Raw genomic sequence first — 18382 nt, forward strand, 5'->3', positions numbered from 1 at the left:
AACTATCTTCGGCGCTTCTTCCGCTATTCCCACCCCATGCAAAAAGCTATTCTTCCCGTAGTAGTCCTGGCGGCGCTGGCTTCGTGCCGCTCCACTCAGTCGCAGGCCCCGGCTACGGCCGCCGCGGCCGTTTCTACCCCTACCCAAGCTTCCGTGCAATACCCTCAAACCAAAAAATCCGACCAGAAGGACGACTACTTCGGCACCGTAGTGGCCGACCCGTACCGCTGGCTTGAAGACCTCGACTCGCCCGAGACCAAGGCCTGGGTGACGGCTGAAAACAAGATTACCTTTGGTTACCTGGAACAGATTCCGTTCCGGGATAAAATTCGGGAGCGGCTGACCAAGCTATGGAACTACGAGAAGTTCGGCATTCCGCAACAGGAAGGAAATCAGCTGTATTTCAGCAAAAATGATGGCCTGCAGAATCAAGCCGTGCTGTACACCCAGCAAAACGGGCAGGAAGGCCAGCCGGATCTGCTGCTCGACCCCAACAAGTTTTCGGCTGATGGTACCACTGCCCTGATGGGCACGTACTTCTCCAACGACCACCGCCACATGGCCTACGCCACCAGCGGTGGGGGCTCCGACTGGCAGCAGCTGAAAGTGCTGGACCTGAAAACCCGCCAGCCGCTCACCGACGAGCTGCAATGGGTAAAGGTATCGGGCGCGGCGTGGTACAAGGATGGCTTCTTCTACAGCCGCTACGATGCGCCGAAGAAGGGCGAAAATCAGTTGTCCGGCAAAAATGAGTACCACAAGGTATACTACCACCAGCTGGGCAAGCCCCAGAGCGCCGACAAGCTGGTGTACGAAGACCCCAAGATGGCGCTGGGCTTCCGCACAGTGGGTACCACCGAGGACGAGCGGTTTCTGATACTCTACCTCACCGATGGCAAAGCCGACGGCAACCGCCTGCTGGTGCGCGACCTGACCGACCCCAAGCAGGCCAACAGCTTCACGCCCCTCATCAACAGCTACGAGGATAATAACTCGGTAATTGGCAACGTGGGTGGCAATTTACTGGTGCAAACCAACTATAAAGCGCCCAACTACCGGGTAGTGCTCATCGACCCGAAGAAGCCCCAGGAGGCCAACTGGAAAGAGGTGCTGCCCGAAACCGAGCAGAAGCTGGAAGGCGTTGACCACGTGGGCGGCTACCTGGTAGCCTCTTACCTGAAGGACGCCAGCAGCCTGATTAAAGTGTACACCGAAAAAGGCCAGTTCAAGCACGATGTAGCCCTGCCAGCCATTGGCACGGCTTCAGGCTTCGGAGGCAAGCGGGATTCCAAGGAGGTGTACTACGCCTTCACTTCGTTCACCTACCCAACTACCATTTACAAGTACGACCTGGCCACCAACACCAGCACGGTGTTCCGGGCGCCGAGCGTGGATGTGAAACCGGCGGATTACGTGACGACCCAGGTGTTCTACAAGAGCAAGGACGGCACGAAGGTGCCCATGTTTATTACCCACAAAAAGGGCCTGAAGCTGGATGGGCAGAACCCGACCTATCTGTACGCTTACGGTGGATTCAACATCTCCCTCACGCCGGGCTTCTCAGTGGCGCGCATGCTGTGGCTGGAAAACGGCGGCGTGCTGGCTATTCCCAACCTGCGGGGCGGGGGCGAGTACGGCGAGAAATGGCACCAGGCCGGCATGACCCCCAACAAGCAAAACGTGTTCGACGACTTTATTGCGGCGGCTGAGTACCTGAAGGTGCAGGGCTACACCAGCACCGAAAAGCTGGCTATGGCCGGGGGCTCCAACGGTGGCCTGCTGGTAGGCGCTACCATGACCCAGCGCCCCGACCTGTGCGGGGTGGCCTTCCCCGCGGTGGGCGTGATGGACATGCTGCGCTACCAGAAATTCACCATTGGCTGGAACTGGGCCCCCGAGTACGGCACCTCCGACAACTACACGCAGTTCCAGAACCTGTACCGCTTCTCACCCCTGCACAACCTGAAGCCGGCGGCCTACCCCGCCACCATGATTACCACCGCCGACCACGACGACCGGGTGGTGCCGGCGCACTCCTTCAAGTTTGCCGCCGCTCTGCAGGAAGCCAACAACGGTTCCAAACCCCAACTTATTCGGGTGGACGTAAATGCCGGCCACGGTGCGGGCAAAAGCACCAAGCTCCAGATTGAGGAGTGGGCGGATATCTGGTCCTTCGCCTTCCACAGCATGGGCGTTACCCCGTACGGCAAGTAGGCTTTAGTGCCTAGTGGTTAGTGCTTGGTGCTTAGTGGAAAGGTGCGCAAGGTAACGCAGACCAGATACCAAGTACGCACAACTAGGCACTAAGCACTAGGCACTAAGCACTACGCGGCGTATCTTCGCGGCCGCAACTCCCGTAATTGCTTCTGGCTTTTTGCTTTCTGATATGAAAAAAACGCTTCTTTTCGGTCTGTTGGCCGTTTCTATGCTGTCGGCTACTTCGTGCAAAAACCCCGACGTGCGCTCGGAGGAAGATATGGCCACCAAGCCCCTGCCCGAAATTCCGGCTGCTCCCGATACTACCGGCGGCAAAACGGCTCCGGCCAACCCCGCCACCCGTGAAATCAACGCTGCAAATGCTACCGAAGACATCAAAAAGATGCAGCCGGTTATGTAATTGCAATCAGCACTGCAGAGTGAAAAATGAGCAACGGCCCCGGGCTGTTGCTCATTTTTCTTTCCCGAAACGCACGTCAGCCCCCATCACCCCCTGTACCTTCACGACTCACTACCCACTACCCACTACTCACTCTACCATGAACATTCGCCGGGGCCGGGAGGCCGATTTGCCGCAGGTGCTGGCCCTGATTCAGGAGTTGGCCGAATACGAAAAAGCCCCTCAGGAGGTCACCAACACGCTGACTGATATGCAGCGCGACGGATTCGGACCGGAGCCGATTTTCAGATTTTTCGTGGCCGAGGATGCAGCGGGTATCATCGTCGGTATTGCGCTGTACTACACGGCTTACTCCACCTGGAAAGGCCGGATGCTGTTTCTGGAGGACCTGGTAGTAACAGAAAATCAGCGCGGCACTGGCCTGGGCCGGCAGCTGTTTGATGCCGTGGTAGCCGAGGCCCGGCGTACGGGTGCCAACCGGATGAAGTGGCAGGTGCTGAAATGGAACGAGCCTGCTATTGGCTTCTATAAAAAAATGGGTGCCCACCTCGACCCCGAATGGGACAACGGCAACCTCAGCTATGAGCAACTGCACGCCTACGCCTGCCATCCGGCCGCCGAGGCCGCCGCGCAGCAAGGGTAGCAAAAGCAAAACGGCTGTCATTCCGCGCTTTGTTCGGAATGACAGCCGTGAAAGCATCAATCGGGTCAGGCTATTCCACCACTTCCAGCATTGTGCGGAAAGAGGCATAGCGGCCGGCAAAGTGCTTCTCCACTTCCTGGCGCAGGGCAGGGGCAGCTACCTGCTGGTACTCCTCCAGCTGATCGAGGCTGACGCAGTAGTATTGGGCGGCGTAAGTAATGCCGTTATCTTCTTCATTGAGTAGGCGACAAAGCTGGCTTTTCACAAAAAAGCCCGTAGCCATTACTTCCGGGATGTGCGTGTCCTGCATAAAGCTCACCCACTGGTCTTCAATTTCGGGGTCGAGGCTGGTGGTGACGTTGTATAGAATCATGGTTTGGGGGGCTGAGGTAAGATGCTGCTGCTGGCAGGGGCCGAGAAAGGCTAACACAAAAGTCGGCCAAAAAATCCATGTCCTCGGATTTCGGCTGCGCCCGTGATTCTCAACTTTATACCCGCAGGTGGTCAAACTGAAAGTCCTGGATGCGGGCCTGAATATCCTTGGAGCTGAGTTGTTCGCGAATGGCGGTCTGTACCAGGCCGGGCAGCTCCTCGTCGCCGGCGAAACGCAGGGCCAGAATCTGGCTGAGCTGGAGCTGATTTTCAAGCGGGCGCAGGCTGTGGCCGGTAAGTTCAAAGTAGCGCTGCCGCACCTCCAGCCGGATCAGGCGGTCCTGCAGCTGCAGCGCGTAGTGCTGGCGCATCATCACCAATGCCCCCAGGCCCACAATGCCCAGCCCCATCACCGTAAACCACAGCCGGGAAATTTCGTCGTCGGAGCCGGCCACATCCAGGTAGCGCCGGATGCCGTAGCCGGCGAGGATAAGGGCGGCGGGCACCAGTACAAAATGGTGCCAGGGATAAAACATGGGGGTATTCTTGGTTGGTTGTTCGGCCATTGAGAAGAAAGGATGAAAGTGAAAGCGGAATAGGGGGAGTACGCAAAAACTCCGACCACAGGCCGGAGTTTTTGACAACGAGGGGGAAATGGCCGGCAGGCAGTAGGGTGGTTACATTTTGGAAGCTTGCCGGGCTTCGCGGGCTCTGCGTTTCTCGTCGCGGGCGGCCTGCTTGGCCGCCGCTTCCTGCCGACGGGCTTCCTTGGCAGCATCCTGCTGGCGCTTGAGCTCAATTTTCTGCTCTTTCATCTGCCGCTTCTGCTCCCGCATGGCGTTTTCCTGGTCGCGCAGCTGCGCTTTGGTCTGGTCAACACTGCTGCGGGTGGCGGCCGTTTCCTGCTTGCGGGCATTGAGGGTGGCTTGGGCATCGGCGGCGCGCTGCTGCTGCATCTGCAGGCGGGCCTGCGTCGAATCGACTACCTGGGCCTGGGCGTGGCGGCCGCTCAGGGCAAGGGCGGCCACGGCTACTACAACAAGAATCTTTTTCATAGAAAAGGGCGGATTTCGATGGGAAATCCGCCCCTGGTACGAAGCTCGGCGGTAAGGGTTTGCCCAGATGCCCAACTTACTGTTCCACGTAGTCGAGGTCTTTGCCGAAACTCTCGGGCAATGTGCTTACGGCCCAGAAGGCAATCAGCAGCGACACGCCCCCCACCACGGCCCCGGCCCCAATGCGGTCAGGAGCACCGGGCTGGCCCAGGACGGCGGCCAGGTACTGGAAGATGGGCACCAGCAGCACCACCGAGCCGCGGGCGAAGTTGGGAGCCGTAGTAGCCACCGTGGCCCGCAGGTTGGTGCCGAACTGTTCGGCCGCCACCGTCACAAACAGCGCCCAAAAGCCCACCGCAATGCCCAGTACAAAGCACACGGCGTAGAACACGGTGGGCGACGCCCCGCGAATGGCAAAGAGGTACACGCCCACTATCACGGCGCAGAATACCAGAAACACCTGCAGTGCCCGGTTGCGGCTGCGCAGCAGCTGGCTGAGCGTGCCGCTGGCAAAATCGCCGAACACCAGCCCGAAGTAGCACCAGAACACGCCCAGGCCCGCCGTTACCGGCCCGGTAATACCCAGGGCTTTCCCGAACTCGGGGGTGAGGGTAATCAGAATGCCCACCACAAACCACAATGGCACCCCGATGAGCAGGCACTTGAGGTAGCGTGCCAGGCGCGGGCCGTTGGTGAACAGGGCAAAGAAGTTGCCCCGCTCCACCTCGCTCTTTTTGGCCTGCTCAAACAGGCCCGACTCGTACACGCCCACCCGCAACGCCAGCAGCGCCAGCCCCAGTCCGCCGCCCACGAAATAGGCATTGCGCCAGCCGAACTTTGCGCCCACCCAGTAAGCCAGCATGGCCCCCGATACGCCCACGGTGGCCACAATCATGGTACCGTAGCCGCGCTTTTCCTTGGGCAGGGTTTCTGATACCAGGGTGATACCCGCGCCCAACTCCCCGGCCAGCCCGATGCCGGCAATCAGCCGCAGCCAGGCGTACTGCTCCACCGTTTGCACGAAGCCGTTGGCAATGTTGGCCAGCGAGTAAATCAGGATAGAGCCGAACAGCACCGACAAGCGACCTTTCTTGTCGCCGAGCACCCCCCACAGAATACCGCCGAGCAGCATGCCGCCCATCTGCATGTTGATGAGGTAGAGGCCCTGGCTGGTAACCTGGCCAGGATCTGTGATGCCCAGCGCGTTCAGGCTTTCCACCCGCACAATGCTGAACAGAATCAGGTCGTAGATATCCACAAAGTAGCCGAGGGCGGCCACCACCACAATGGCGCTGAGCAGGCCGGTAGTTTTGGGGGGAGAAGTGGGTGTAGCAGTATTCATGCGGGAAGGGAATTTGGGACCCGCAGATTACGAAGATTTACTTGCTCTTCAACTTCAGATACTGCCGGCTGCACTGTTTGATGATTCTTTCCGCTTCATCAAACTCCATCCAGCCCGCATCATCTGTTTCGGCCGTCGCACCAGTGGCCTGAAACCCGAAGGCATCTGCTTGCAGCATGGCCGCCATATCCACGGCGCTAACGTTGGTTGTTTCGGAAACGGAGAAGCTCCATTCGTGCCAGCGGGCGTGGAAATAGAAGGGCTGGGAAGCAACGGTGCCTTCTGCCTGTACCGGACAATAGCCCTCCAGCACCCCCACAAGCTGGAGACTGTCGTCGGTCAGAGTGCGTCTGTATTCTCGTTCCACAGGTTACTATGACGCTTGTTCCTCGCAGCAGCCGTGGGCACCCATAGCCGGGAACTCGTCTTCCAGTTGTACGGTGCAGTGGCGGATGTTGAACTCGTGTTGGAGGTCGTGCTGGAGGTTGCGCAGGAACTGGTTGCCGTTTGCGCCGCTGGGGCGCACCAGGTGCACCGTCAGGGCGGTGTCCTGGGTGCTGAGGGGCCAGATGTGCAGGTCGTGGAGGCCGGTGACGCCGGGGCGGGCCAGCAGCCAGCGGCGCACAGCCGCTACCTCAATACCGGCCGGAGCCGCCTGCAGGCCCAGCCGCACGGTTTCGCGCAGCAGCCCCCAGGAGCTATAGCCCACCACGGCCAGAATGATAAAGCTGATGGCCGGATCGAGCCAGAGCCAGCCGGTGAAGTACACCAGCGCCCCGCCCACCACCACGCCCACTGACACCAGCATATCCGTGAGCATGTGCAGGTAGGCCCCGCGCACGTTCACGTCGCCCTTCTGTCCGCTCCGGAACAGCCAGGCCGTGAAGCCGTTGATGAGGATGCCCAGCCCGGCCAGTCCCATCACCACCGGGCCGTTTACCGGGGCCGGATGGCGCAGGTGGTCGATGGTATCCCACAGGATAAAGCCCAGCGCCAAGTACAGCAGCGCCGCGTTCAGCAGCGCCGCCTGAATGGTGGCCCCCCGGTAGCCATAGGTGTACTGCTCGGAAGCCCGGCGCTTGGCCAGCAGGGTAGCACCCCAGGCCAGGGCGAGGCTCAGCACGTCGGAGAGGTTGTGGCCGGCGTCGGAGAGCAGGGCCGAGGAGTTGGCCCACAGCCCGCCCGCAGCTTCACCCGCTACAAACAGCAGGTTTAGGGCAATTCCCCAGCCAAAGGCCCGGCCGAAGTTGCCATCGGCGGGCGGGCCGTGGTGATGGTGGGCGTGGTCGTGTCCGGCGTGGTCGTGGGGCATATCGGTTTCTTGCAGTGCAGCGCAGTGGCAGGCGCAGAGTCTCGCAGTGTGCTGGCATCAGAACGACACCGCGAAACCCTGCGCCTGCCACTGCGCTGCACTGCGGGGAAATTATTTAAACGACAACGGCACCACCAGCTTCACGCTTACCGTGCGGCCCATGTTGAACACGCCCTGCCGGCCGGTGGTGTAGTTGATAGCCGTGTATTTCAGGCGGCTGAGGTGGTTTTGATACGCAACATCAAACAGGTTGTTGGCCGCCAGGTACACCGAGAACAGCGTACGGTCCTTGCCCGAAACCACGTCGGCGCCCACGCCGGCGTTAAACAGGTTGTAGCCGGGCGTGCGGGTTTCGGTGTCGAAGGCCGAGAAGATGCGGTTCTGGCGGAAGTTGTGCTCCACTGCGCCGCGGGCATACAGGTTGCGCAGCCGCGAGTTGCGCACCTTCCGGAAATTCACCCGCAGCTCCGACTGCAGCCTATCGGCGGGGGTGAAGGGCAGGTTGCGCTGCCCGGCGGGCTGGTTCAGCTGCACGGCCCGCACCATCGAAAATGAGTTTTCGAAGTGCAGCCAGTCCAGCGGGTGGGGGTGCAGGTCGAGGCTCAGCTCGCCGCCCGCCAGCCGCGCGTCGCCCTGCCCGTAGCGGAATACCCGGTCACCGTCGGCCGACACCGAATCCTGGCCGGTAGGCGTGCTCAGGGCCCGGGGGAAGATGTAGTTGCTGATGCGGTTGCGAAACACATCGGCCGAGAGGCTCACGTGGTCGGAGGTGAAGCTCAGGCCCCCATCCAGCTGAAAACTGGTTTCGGCCTTCAGGTCCGGCTCCCCGATTTCGTAGCGCACGGTGCCCTCGTGGATGCCGTTGGAGCCCAGCTCAGCAATGTTGGGGGCCCGGAAGCCGCGGGAAGCGTTGGCCTTCAACAGCCATTTCTCGCTGAGGCTGTAGGCCCCGCCCACGCTCCCGCTTACGTTGCGGAAAGTGCTTTGGAAGCCCGGAAACTTCTCCTCGCCCTGCCCGCCGGGCACCGGCTGCTCGTCGGGGCCCAGGTACAGGGCCTCGGCTGTAATGCGGCGCACGTCGTAGCGCAGACCGCCGCTCAGGTCGAGCTTGCCGAAGCTCCGGCGCGTGACGCCAAACAGGCCCCCATCCCAGAGCTGGTAGGCCGGAATCAGGAATTCCACGCCCTTGTTGCGGTTCTGCTGCCACATGCCGCTGGTGCCCACGGTGGTGTTCCAGCCCTTCACTTCGGGCAAAAACCAGCGCAGGGCGTAATCCACGGTGCGCAGCTGGAAAAACAACGACTTCTCGTAGTAGTCCTCGGGGTTGCCGAACTCCCGACGCAGGTTCTGCTGCCAGCCCACGTTCAGGGTCACGCGGTGCTGGCCCAGGATGAAGTTATTGTCGGTGCCGATGCGCAGGTGGTTGATTTGCTGGCGGGGCACATCAAGGCCGTAGCCCGAGAAGCCGCTGCCGGTTACCACCTGCTCTTCGCCCAGGCCATTCACCCGCAGAAACCGGCCCGTAGTGCTGTCCCGCTCACCCTCAATCAGCCCCAGTATCTGGTTGAAGGAGCTGACGGTGAGGTGGGAGTAGCCCCAGCTTTTGTTGAGCCCCACGTAGCCGCTGCCGTTCAACTCCCGGAAACCCGAGTTGTACACCCGGCCGTCGTAGCGGTTGCGGTAGTCGGCGGCTACTTTGCCCGAGCCGCGCACCTGCCAGTTAAAGCCGTTGAGGTTGCCCGCATTCCATACCGAGTACCCCTGTTGGTAGTTGTTGGTCTGGTAGTTAGCCGTTACGGAGCCCAGAATCCGGCCGTCCTCTACTGGGTCGGGAGCCAGAAAGTTGATAACGCCGGCCAGCCCGTCGGAGCCGTATAACAAGGAGCCGGGGCCTTTGATAATTTCGGCCCGGTCGATGCTATACTCGTCGATTTCGATGCCGTGCTCGTCGCCCCACTGCTGGCCTTCCTGCTTGCTGCCGTTGTTGAGAGTGATGACGCGGTTGGCCCCCAGCCCCCGGATGATGGGCTTGCTGATGGCCGCACCGGTGGTAATCTGGTTGAGGCCGGGCGTGTGGGCCAGGGCGTCCACGGCGTTGGTGGCCGCCGTCTGGCGCAGGCGGGTCTGGTCCACCACCGAGGTAGGCACCGGCGAGCGGCGCATCTCCGTGCTGGCCGACACGCCCGTGACTACCACCTGCCCGATTTCGGTTTCGGCGGGCGTGAGGGCGGCCTCCAGGGCCGCGCCGGCGCCGGTATCCACGGTGCGCACCAGCGTGGTGTAGCCCACAAAGCGCACCTGCATCAGGAACCGCCCCCGCGGCAGGTTGCTGAAGCGGAAATTGCCCTCGGCATCGGCGGCGGTGGCCTGCTTCAGGTCCGGGAAGACCACAGTAGCGCCGGGCAGCGCCTCGCCGGAGGCAGCATCAGTTACCCGGCCGGTAACGGGGGCGGCCGCTACGCGTGCAGGTCGGGCTGGGGTAGCTGGGGCCGTGGGTAGGGTTTGGGCGAGTACAGGGGCAGTCAGCAGCAGCAGACCGGCAGTGAGGAGAGGTCGGGACATAGAAACGCAAATTACTTGCTGGCAATGAACGGAAAAGCCCGGTGCCGGGCTGCATTCGGCCCGCAACAAAAGAAAACACCGGCCAGCAGCCGGTGTCTTCCTGGAGCATCTCCACAACCAAAAGGGAGAAATTGGTGGAGAGGCCGTTTGCAGCCAGCCCCTCCTGATATCACAGGTGAAGTAGTGAAAAGTGGAGTTATGAAGTGTCAGGACTATCAGCCGCAGCTTGCCATTGAATCACTAAATCGCCACTGCACCGTTTTACTATCTCACTGCCGTTGGGAAGTTTACTTCCACGTCAGTATCGCCGGGGGTGGCGGTGCCGTTTTTGGTGCCGGGCTGGTGACGCAGCGTGATTTTGAGGTTGCCGGTGGTACCGGTGGCGTTGGCCGCGCCGGTTTGCAGGCGGGTGTCAAGGCCTACTTCCAGGTTATTTTTGTCCTTATCGGTGCGCGTGATGGTAACGTTGGCACCGGTGGCTTCGAACAGAAACAGGTGCTCGTCGGCCTCTTCCTTTACCTCCTCCGAAATATTCTCGGCCGGGTTCTTGGTTTCATCCAGCAGCACCAGCTTGCCGGTGTAAGTGGTGTTGGGAGCCAGCGTGAGGCCGGTAATTACCGGGGCCGCGCCCCCGTCGCCGTCCACGTCGCGGTACTGGGCCGTGAGGGTTGCCCCGCCGGTGGTGGGGGTCAGTTCGTAACGCAGAGTAGTGATCTGCTCGTTTTCCTCGTCGGGGGTGGGCGCTTCGTTGTCGTCGGAGCAGCTGGAGAAAACCGGGGCGGCGGCCAGGGCGGCCAGGAAAGCGGAGCGGAACAGCAGGTTTTTCATGGTTTCAGAGGGTAACTGGGGTGAAGGGGGAAGAAATGAAAGGTGATGAGTGGAAAGTAGCGGAGATGTTGGCTAAGGCGTTTTTGAGGCAGTGGCGCGGCCAAACTCCAGCGGCACCCGCAGGCGCAGCGTCACGTTGCGGCCCATCTCGTCGGCGAAGTAGCGGTACCGGTTCAGGTAGTCGCGGTAGCGTTGGTTGAGCAGGTTGGCGCCGGCCACGCTCAGCTCCAGCGGCAGGCGGCCCCAGCGCAGGGTAGTGCCCGCCTCCAGGCCCAGCAGGCCGTAGCCAGCCGGGGGGAGGCGGTAGTCCCGCTCGGCGTAGTTGGGCGGTACGCGCGTCTGGCGGTTCACGCCGGTGCCCAGCACCTGCACGTAGCTGTTCCGTAGCCGGCTGCCGGCGCGGGTGGCGGGGGCAAAGCGCAGGCTCAGCTCGGCCCGGTCGGCAGGCATAAAAATCAGCCATTCATCCTGGCGGGTGTCCCGGCCGCGCACCACGGCCAGCTTGCCGCCCAGCCGCCACTGCGGCCCCAGCGCGTAGGAGCCGCTCAAATCGACCCCCCGCAGCGTAGCGTCCGTCTGCCGGAACTGCCAGCTGGCCAGTACGCCCCGGATGTTCACCACCGGCGGCAGAATGGGCGACTGGTACAGGAAATCCTGAATGCGCGTCTGGTACACGGTCAGCTCCCCGTTCAGGCGCGGGTTGTCGTGCAGAGTAGCGGTGAGGCCCAGGTGGAGGGCGGTTTCCGGTACGGCCGAGCCGTTGCCGGGCACCAGGTCGTAGCCCAGTTCGTACTGCGCGTTGTGCACCCCGTCGCTGAACCGTTCATTGGGGGCGGGGGCACGCCGGGTCAGGCCCGAGGTCAGCCGCAGCGTGAGGTGGGTGGAGGCGTCGTACACGGCCCCCAGCGAGGCGGCCGGCGTAGTGTACTGAAAGCGGGATTCCTCCACTCCAAATACGCCACCCTCGCGGGTAGCGCGCTTCACCTGCAAATCGCGCCGGTCCAGGCGCAAGCCGCCTTCCAGCAGCCAGCGGCCCTGTTGCCATTGCTCCAGCCAAAACAGACCACCCACATAGTTGGTGTAGAACGGGATAAACTGTCGGCTGCCGTCGGCGTAGCGGTTGAACTGGTAGGTGCCCGCCAGCCCCACGCTGCCTGTAAAGCCGTGCCAGGGGCGGTGTTCCCACAGCAGCTCGGCGGTGCTGGTGCGGTTGGTGTAGCTCAGGGCCGGCCGGTTAAGGGCAGCGCGGTTGTCGTTGCGGGGTCGGTACTTGTCGTATTCGTCGCGCCCGTCCACCTGCTGGGCCACGGTGGTACTGAGGCGGCCGGCATTACCCGTTTTCACGAAACCCGTGAACTTGAGTACCTGGTGCTGCACCTGCTGGTAGGCCCGCTCAATGGCGTAGCTGAAGCCGCTGGTTTCCAGCGGCCGGTCCCGGCTCACGGCCAGCAGGAAATCCTGCTGGTTGCCCACGTGCGCCGCCGGCAGAATACCAATGCGGGTGTTGAACTGGCTGTAGAATACCTCAGTCCCATAGGTGGGTGTGCGCCAGCCCACGCTGGCCGAGAAATTGGCTTCCTCAAACCCTGAGTTCTTCAAATAATAGCCCGGGGCCCGCATGGTGCCGGCTTTGCGCAGCGTACCCTGGGCCCGCCAGCTCAGGGCCGGCAGGCGGCGCAGGTTACCCTCCACCATTCCCGAGGCCGCGCCCAGCCCGTTGTTGCTCATACCCACCAGGTTCAGCTCCGCGCCCGTGCCAGCCGAGTCGCGCAGGGGCCGGGGCTGCACCAGCACCACGCCCCCAATGGCATCGGAACCATAGCGCACACTGGCCGCACCCTTTACTACCGTAAGCTGAGAAGCCAGAAACGGGTCTATTTCGGGGCCGTGCTCCTGGCCCCACTGCTGGCCTTCCTGCCGCACGCCATTGTTAAGAATGGTCACGCGGTTGGAGTGCAGCCCATGAATCATGGGCTTGAAGATGCCGGGACCGGTTTGCAGGGCCGTTACGCCGTTTACTTTCTGCAGGGCCTCGCCCAGGGTCTGGCCCCGGGTCTGCTGCAGGTCTTGTTCGGTAAGGGTGGTAGCGGCCTGCGTTATGGGAGGAGCCACCCGCTGCCCGCTCACCACGGCTCCTTTCAGGGCCACGGCATCAGGATGGAGGCGAAAGTCCCGGTACGCGGCGGCGGTCAGGCGCATCTCCACTACCTCCGGGGCAAAGCCCACGAAGCTGACCTGCACGTGGTAGGTGCCGGGACAGAGGTTGTCGAGGTGATAATGGCCGTCGGGCTCGGTCTGGGTGGCCTGCCGGGTTTCCAGCACCACTACCGTAGCCCCCGTCAGCGCCGTGCGCGACTCATGGTCGAGTACGCGGCCGCTTAGCAGCAGGGCACAGTTCGCGGGGGGCGGGGCCTGGGCCCACAGCAGCCGGGGTAGCGCGCACAGCAGCCCTACCGCCAGCGCGAGACCAGCCCAGCCGCCCCGGGAACGGCCCGGAGCACGAAAAAACATACGAAAAAAGAGAATCTGCCCGATTCTGCTCTAAACCAACCCTTCCCGTTACCAAACCAGGAGCGGGCAGGCTCCGGCCGGTATCAACCACTCATTATCAACTGCACTGCCGCCCACGCATTGGGGGCGGGCTTGCTCCTACAGGAAAGGTTACCGCACTTACGCCCGGGCCGGTGGGCCGCGCAGGTCGGGGGTAGCGAAGCTGCGGGCCAACCACGCCGCCGCTAGCGCCGCCGGTACCGGAGCCACGGCAAACTGCCGGGGCCGGGCCGGGGTGGCGTGTTCCGCCGGGGCTGGTTCGAAGGCCGACTTAAAAAACTGATCCGCGTCGCAGTGCTGGTGCTTGGCCGATACGAGGGCCTTGCCCTTGGGCCAGCCAATAGCCTGCGTGGGCTCCTCAGTGGTGTGCGCGTGGTGGTGCAGCGCCAGTACCCACGTGTCCGGCAGCAGCACCCGCGCAAAGCACAGGAGCAGTACAAAAGCCAGCCGGGTACGAAGAGTCTGCATTTGCAACAATGTGTCGAACAGAAGCAAAGGTAGCCGGAAAACCGAAAGCTTCATTTTCCCATCCGGAAAAAATTCGGGCATCACACAAGCATAACCCATGCGCAACGCTCAGGCAACGGCAGCCTCCGAATTTTGCGGCGTACTACTTTTGATAATCACTGATGAAAAAGCTGACTGCCAAAATACTGCGCCAAGTAGCGCAGCTACTGCGTCCGGCCACCGTCAAGAGCGCACTCATTACCCCCGACCACCTGTTTGTATGAGGGGTAGTGCAAAATTGCCTTTCAATTATCGGCCAGGATGCTTCGGCTATCGGAATAGCCGACCACTGGCCTCTGCGCGGTTAGGCGTTGGGCGTAGCCTCACGCCCGCGACAGATCCACCTGCACTACATCTTCCCGTACAAACCGCAGCCTGAAACCGGTCCGGAAAATAGCCTGGTTGGGCGAGGATATGGGCTGAACGGGCGAAAGAGCGGAAGTAGCGCACTGAGGATCAGGTATTTTTGCTGACTGACCAGCCACTGCCGGCTGGTTCTGGTTTGCATGGTGCGTGTGTTCAATTCCCTTCTAACCCAACTAGAGCCTTCTCTGCAGCTTTTGCGCTGGGACTGGCATGGCTCCCTCACTACCGGAAGCTTTCAGGCAGCCTTTGAGCACCTGCTCCACGAGTCGCGCCGTTACCACGTAACGCGGTGGCTGGCCGATGTGTCTCACCTGCCGCTGGTAGGCACTGATGAGCAGGCTTGGCTGAGTGAAAACTGGCTGCCCCGCTTTGCGGCGCTACAGGTACAGGAGGTGGCACTGGTGCTGCCCGTGAGCCTGCACAACCAGTTGGTAGTAGAAAGTGTGCTAGCCGACGGCCGACGCCACATCCGGGCCGATATTCAGTTTTTCTCCGATGTGCCGGCTGCTCTCGACTGGCTTACCGCCGCTGATACCCCGCTGGTTGAGCGCCTGGAAAGAGAGTGGCAGCGACATTTCCGGGGCGGACAGCCGTCCCGGCTCGACCGGGCCGGGTAGATTGCGTAGGGAGTAGCCAACGCTGCCAAACTGACAGCAAAATGGGATTGGAACATCGTTTGAACACGAGTGTAACCGCGTAGAGCCAGAATTGAAGCTGGCAAAACGGCTGACTCTGTTTTTCACTCACTTCTTCCTAATCCGCTATGCAAGAGAAAGGTAGCATCTCGATTCATACCGAGAATATCTTCCCCATCATCAAGAAGTTCCTGTACTCTGACCACGAGATTTTTCTGCGTGAGTTGGTGAGCAATGCCGTGGATGCTACCCAGAAGCTGAAGAGCCTGGGGCAGCTGGGCGAGTTCAAGGGTGAACTGGGCGAGCTGAAGGTGAAAGTAAGCGTGGACAAAGCGGCCCGCACCATCACCATTTCGGACCGCGGCCTGGGCATGACGGCCGAGGAAATCAAGAAGTACATCAACCAGATTGCCTTCTCCGGTGCCACCGAATTTGTGGAGAAGTACAAGGAGAAGGATGCTGCGGCCAAAGATCAGATCATCGGTCAGTTCGGCTTGGGCTTCTATTCTGCCTTTATGGTAGCCAGGGAGGTGGAAATTTTCTCCAAGAGCTATAAGGAAGGCACAGAGGGCGCCCACTGGGTGTGCGACGGCAGTACTGAGTTCAGCCTGGAAACTACTGAGAAGGCCGACCGGGGTACTGATGTGGTGCTGCACGTAGCCGAGGATTCCGACGAATTCCTGGAATCAGCCCGTCTGAAAGGTATCCTGACCAAGTACTGCAAATTCTTGCCCATCGAAATCGAGTTCGAGGGCGAGGTTATCAATCAGACGCAGCCCATCTGGACCAAGCAGCCGTCGGAGCTGACTGACGAGGACTACACCAAGTTCTACCAGGAGTTATACCCGTTTTCGGAACCTCCGCTGTTCTGGATTCACCTAAACGTGGATTATCCCTTCAACCTCACGGGTATTCTGTATTTCCCCAAGGTGAAGGACGAGCTGCAGTTTCAGCGCAACAAGATTCAGCTGTACTCGCGCCAGGTGTTCATTACCGACGAGGTAAAGGACGTGGTGCCCGAATTCCTGATGCTGTTGCACGGCGTCATCGACTCGCCCGATATTCCGCTGAATGTGTCGCGCAGCTTCCTGCAAGCCGATGCGGCCGTGCGCAAAATCAACCAGTACATCACCAAGAAAGTGGCCGACAAGCTCAGTGATCTGTTCCGTAAGGATCGCGCCGGCTACGAGCAGAAATGGTCCGACATTGGTCTGTTTGTGAAGTATGGTATGCTGTCGGATGAGAAGTTTTACGATAAAGCCAAGGATTTTGCCCTAGTGCAGAACGTAGCTGGCAAGCTGTTCACCCTATCCGAGTACCAGGAGTTCGTACAAGCCAACCAGAAGGACAAAAACGAGCAGACCGTTGTGCTGTACACCACCGACGCCGAGGCCCAGCACGGCTTCGTGCAGGCGGCTCAGGACCGGGGCTATGACGTGCTGGAACTCAACGGACCGCTCGATTCGCACTTCATCGGGCAGCTGGAGCAGAAGCTTGAAAAAACCACGTTCAAGCGCGTGGATGCTGATACGGTGGGCAAGCTCATCGAGAAGGAGGAAAACCCGGAAAGCGTACTGAGCGACGACGACAAGACCAAGCTGCAGGACCTGTTTAAGGCAGCCGTCAGCAACGAGCACATGCACGTGCAGGTGGAGGCCCTTTCGCCCCAGGATGCGCCGGTTATCATTACACTGCCCGAGTTCATGCGCCGCATGAAGGATATGCAGCGGGCCGGTGGGGGCGGCGGCATGCAGATGTTCGGCTCTCTGCCCGATACCTACACCGTGAGCGTGAATGCCAACCACCCCGTAGCTCAGCGCGTGCTGAAGGCTGAAGGTGAAGCCGGTGGTAAACTAGCCCGGCAGGCATTTGATCTGGCGTTGCTGGCTCAGGGCATGCTGAAAGGCGAGGCACTAACGGCCTTCGTGAAGCGCAGTGCTGATTTGCTGGCGGCGGAGTAGTCTTAGAAAGTCTGTAAAGTACAAAGCGGTACAAAACCCTGGTAGCGTTGGCTGCTGGGGTTTTGCTGTATTGGAGACTGGTGCAGCTGGGCTGATTCTGCCGGGCCCGGGCACCAAATCCCTCTATATTTACGTTCGTTGCTCCGAATCCTGCCTGCTACTTTGATGCGTCCGCTGCGTTTGTTTCTTCTATTGTCCGGGGCTCTGTTGGTTGGAGCTTGCTCGCACAAAACAGTTTCCTTCAATAGCCGCCCTGACGCCGGGGTAGCTTCTGCTTCGGCCGATACATTGGCCACCGCCGCCGATACGGCCGGTACCCCCTCGCTGGTAGCCAAGCGCGTGAGCATGACGAAGGAGCAGGAGCGGGCGGCCAAGGAAAAGGAGAAAGCAGCCCAGCGGAAGCCTAAGAAGAAGAAAAGTATCTTCATGGGCGAGCGAATAAAGAAAGGGTATGTGAAATCGGGGCCTAAAGGCAAAAACCAGCGGGTGGAAATATTCTACTACCTGCGCACCTTCCAGCAGCCCAATCCTTACGCTCCGGCCCGCTACTACTTCAATCCCCGCAAGCGTAAAATATTCAAAGCCAACACTGAGCTTACCCCCACCACCGATAAGGTGCTGCATGGCCCATACAAAATGCTGCAGGGCGGCAAGGTGATAGAAACCGGCTACTTCGCCTTGGGTACGCGCCACCTGCGCTGGGAGAAATTCACCCGCGACAATATTCTGGTTTCCAAAACACACTACGAAATGGGTTTCCCACGGGATGCCAACATCACGTACTACGACGGGGGGCAGAAACAGGTGAAAGAGGTTATTCCTTACCTCAACGGCAAGCTGGAAGGCGACTACGTGCGCTACAACGAAAACGGGCAGCTGGAGTGGTCGGGTCAGTTTGAGAACGGTAAGCGCATTGGTACCTGGGATCAGTACTGGGGCTTCCGCAACACCCGCAACCGCCTCCGCTACGAGTACGAGTACGGCGAATCGGGCTACGAGCCGGAGATAACTGAGCCCGTACTGGTGAAGGAGTATAACCGCAACGGGGTGCTCATCTACGAGAAAGACAAGCTTGACAACCGGGACAAGCCCGATACGGCCCGCCCCGGCAGCCGGCGGTAAATAGTGGCGTGGTGAGTTAGATGTTCTGAGTGCGCCAGCCGCGCAGGATGAACATCCAACTTCTCTGTTTCACCAAAACGCATCCTCAAAATGCTCTAAGCGCAGCCCAGAGGCGGTGGGGGAGAGGGCAATAATGTCGAATCGGATGTCGCCGGACCAACTTAGCTCTTCCTGCAACTGCTCGGCGGCCAGCCGGAACAGCTGCCGCTTCCGTTCCGTTACGAACTCCTCCGGGTACCCATAGTGGGTGGAGGAGCGCGTTTTCACCTCCACAAACACCAGTAGCTGGTTGCCCCGCCGCACTATCAAATCCACTTCAGCCCGGCGGAAGCGGTAGTTGCGCTGTACTAGCTCGTAGCCAAGGGCCAGCAGGTGCTGCAGAGCCGCAGCTTCGCCGGCGGTACCAAGTTGGTGGGCAGGGGGGCGCATGGGCACGATGAACAGGAAGGCCCCGGAAACCAGCGGGCCGTTGGGCCCAAAACTAGTACCTTTGCGTGTTTCTGTGCGGCA

Annotated in this window: 17 protein-coding genes; 6 read left to right on the forward strand and 11 right to left on the reverse strand. The window is 60.7% G+C overall.

What is annotated here, in order from left to right:
* The first annotated feature begins 36 nt into the window (after window positions 1-36).
* The 3 genes from ACN19L_RS13780 (at window position 37) to ACN19L_RS13790 (ending at window position 3260) form a co-directional block, all read left to right on the forward strand.
* On the forward strand, window positions 37-2214 hold the full coding sequence (locus ACN19L_RS13780) for a prolyl oligopeptidase family serine peptidase (protein ID WP_426490077.1): 2178 nt from the start codon (window positions 37-39) through the stop codon (window positions 2212-2214).
* Window positions 2215-2386: 172 nt separating this feature from the next.
* Window positions 2387-2617 (forward strand): hypothetical protein, encoded by a 231-nt coding sequence (locus tag ACN19L_RS13785; protein ID WP_426490078.1) that lies wholly within the window; start codon window positions 2387-2389, stop codon window positions 2615-2617.
* Window positions 2618-2756: 139 nt separating this feature from the next.
* Window positions 2757-3260, forward strand: a complete 504-nt coding sequence (locus ACN19L_RS13790) for an N-acetyltransferase family protein (protein ID WP_426490079.1) — start codon at window positions 2757-2759, stop codon at window positions 3258-3260.
* 70 nt (window positions 3261-3330) lie between these two features.
* Here ACN19L_RS13790 and ACN19L_RS13795 read toward each other — a convergent pair whose 3' ends face one another.
* The 10 genes from ACN19L_RS13795 to ACN19L_RS13840 all read right to left on the reverse strand — a co-directional run bounded on the left by ACN19L_RS13795 (window position 3331) and on the right by ACN19L_RS13840 (window position 13749).
* Window positions 3331-3633, reverse strand: coding sequence for a DUF4286 family protein (locus ACN19L_RS13795; RefSeq protein WP_426490080.1), 303 nt, complete (start codon window positions 3631-3633; stop codon window positions 3331-3333).
* Window positions 3634-3748: 115 nt separating this feature from the next.
* On the reverse strand, window positions 3749-4198 hold the full coding sequence (locus ACN19L_RS13800) for a DUF6526 family protein (protein WP_426490081.1): 450 nt from the start codon (window positions 4196-4198) through the stop codon (window positions 3749-3751).
* Window positions 4199-4309: 111 nt separating this feature from the next.
* Window positions 4310-4687, reverse strand: a complete 378-nt coding sequence (locus ACN19L_RS13805) for a hypothetical protein (protein ID WP_426490082.1) — start codon at window positions 4685-4687, stop codon at window positions 4310-4312.
* Window positions 4688-4763: 76 nt separating this feature from the next.
* The gene (locus ACN19L_RS13810) at window positions 4764-6029 is read right to left on the reverse strand and encodes an MFS transporter (protein WP_426490083.1); all 1266 of its coding nucleotides are present in this window, start codon (window positions 6027-6029) and stop codon (window positions 4764-4766) included.
* A gap of 37 nt (window positions 6030-6066) precedes the next feature.
* Complete coding sequence (locus ACN19L_RS13815) at window positions 6067-6396, reverse strand: hypothetical protein (protein WP_426490084.1); 330 nt, start codon at window positions 6394-6396, stop codon at window positions 6067-6069.
* 6 nt (window positions 6397-6402) lie between these two features.
* Window positions 6403-7341, reverse strand: a complete 939-nt coding sequence (locus ACN19L_RS13820) for a cation diffusion facilitator family transporter (protein ID WP_426490085.1) — start codon at window positions 7339-7341, stop codon at window positions 6403-6405.
* A 111-nt stretch (window positions 7342-7452) separates the two neighbouring features.
* Window positions 7453-9903: a TonB-dependent receptor gene (locus ACN19L_RS13825; protein WP_426490086.1), complete on the reverse strand. Its 2451-nt coding sequence runs from the start codon at window positions 9901-9903 to the stop codon at window positions 7453-7455.
* A gap of 264 nt (window positions 9904-10167) precedes the next feature.
* Window positions 10168-10731: a hypothetical protein gene (locus tag ACN19L_RS13830; RefSeq protein ID WP_426490087.1), complete on the reverse strand. Its 564-nt coding sequence runs from the start codon at window positions 10729-10731 to the stop codon at window positions 10168-10170.
* Window positions 10732-10803: 72 nt separating this feature from the next.
* Window positions 10804-13242 carry a TonB-dependent receptor gene (locus ACN19L_RS13835; protein WP_426490088.1) on the reverse strand — a complete coding sequence of 813 codons (2439 nt, stop codon included), beginning with the start codon at window positions 13240-13242 and terminating at the stop codon, window positions 10804-10806.
* Between the two features lie 159 nt (window positions 13243-13401).
* Window positions 13402-13749, reverse strand: a complete 348-nt coding sequence (locus tag ACN19L_RS13840; protein WP_426490089.1) for a hypothetical protein — start codon at window positions 13747-13749, stop codon at window positions 13402-13404.
* A gap of 554 nt (window positions 13750-14303) precedes the next feature.
* On the opposite strand from ACN19L_RS13840, the gene ACN19L_RS13845 reads away from it, so the two are divergent.
* From ACN19L_RS13845 to ACN19L_RS13855, 3 genes are all read left to right on the forward strand, one after another.
* Window positions 14304-14771, forward strand: a complete 468-nt coding sequence (locus ACN19L_RS13845) for a hypothetical protein (protein ID WP_426490090.1) — start codon at window positions 14304-14306, stop codon at window positions 14769-14771.
* A gap of 146 nt (window positions 14772-14917) precedes the next feature.
* Window positions 14918-16750 carry a molecular chaperone HtpG gene (gene htpG, locus ACN19L_RS13850; RefSeq protein WP_426490091.1) on the forward strand — a complete coding sequence of 611 codons (1833 nt, stop codon included), beginning with the start codon at window positions 14918-14920 and terminating at the stop codon, window positions 16748-16750.
* Between the two features lie 288 nt (window positions 16751-17038).
* A complete protein-coding gene (locus tag ACN19L_RS13855) occupies window positions 17039-17872 on the forward strand; it encodes a toxin-antitoxin system YwqK family antitoxin (protein ID WP_426490092.1) in 834 nt (277 codons plus the stop codon).
* 69 nt (window positions 17873-17941) lie between these two features.
* On the opposite strand, the gene ACN19L_RS13860 is transcribed toward ACN19L_RS13855, so the two are convergent.
* The gene (locus ACN19L_RS13860; protein WP_426490093.1) at window positions 17942-18301 is read right to left on the reverse strand and encodes a YraN family protein; all 360 of its coding nucleotides are present in this window, start codon (window positions 18299-18301) and stop codon (window positions 17942-17944) included.
* Window positions 18302-18382: the final 81 nt, after the last annotated feature.

This window comes from Hymenobacter sp. 102, assembly GCF_049949205.1.
Classification (GTDB): Bacteria; Bacteroidota; Bacteroidia; order Cytophagales; family Hymenobacteraceae; genus Hymenobacter.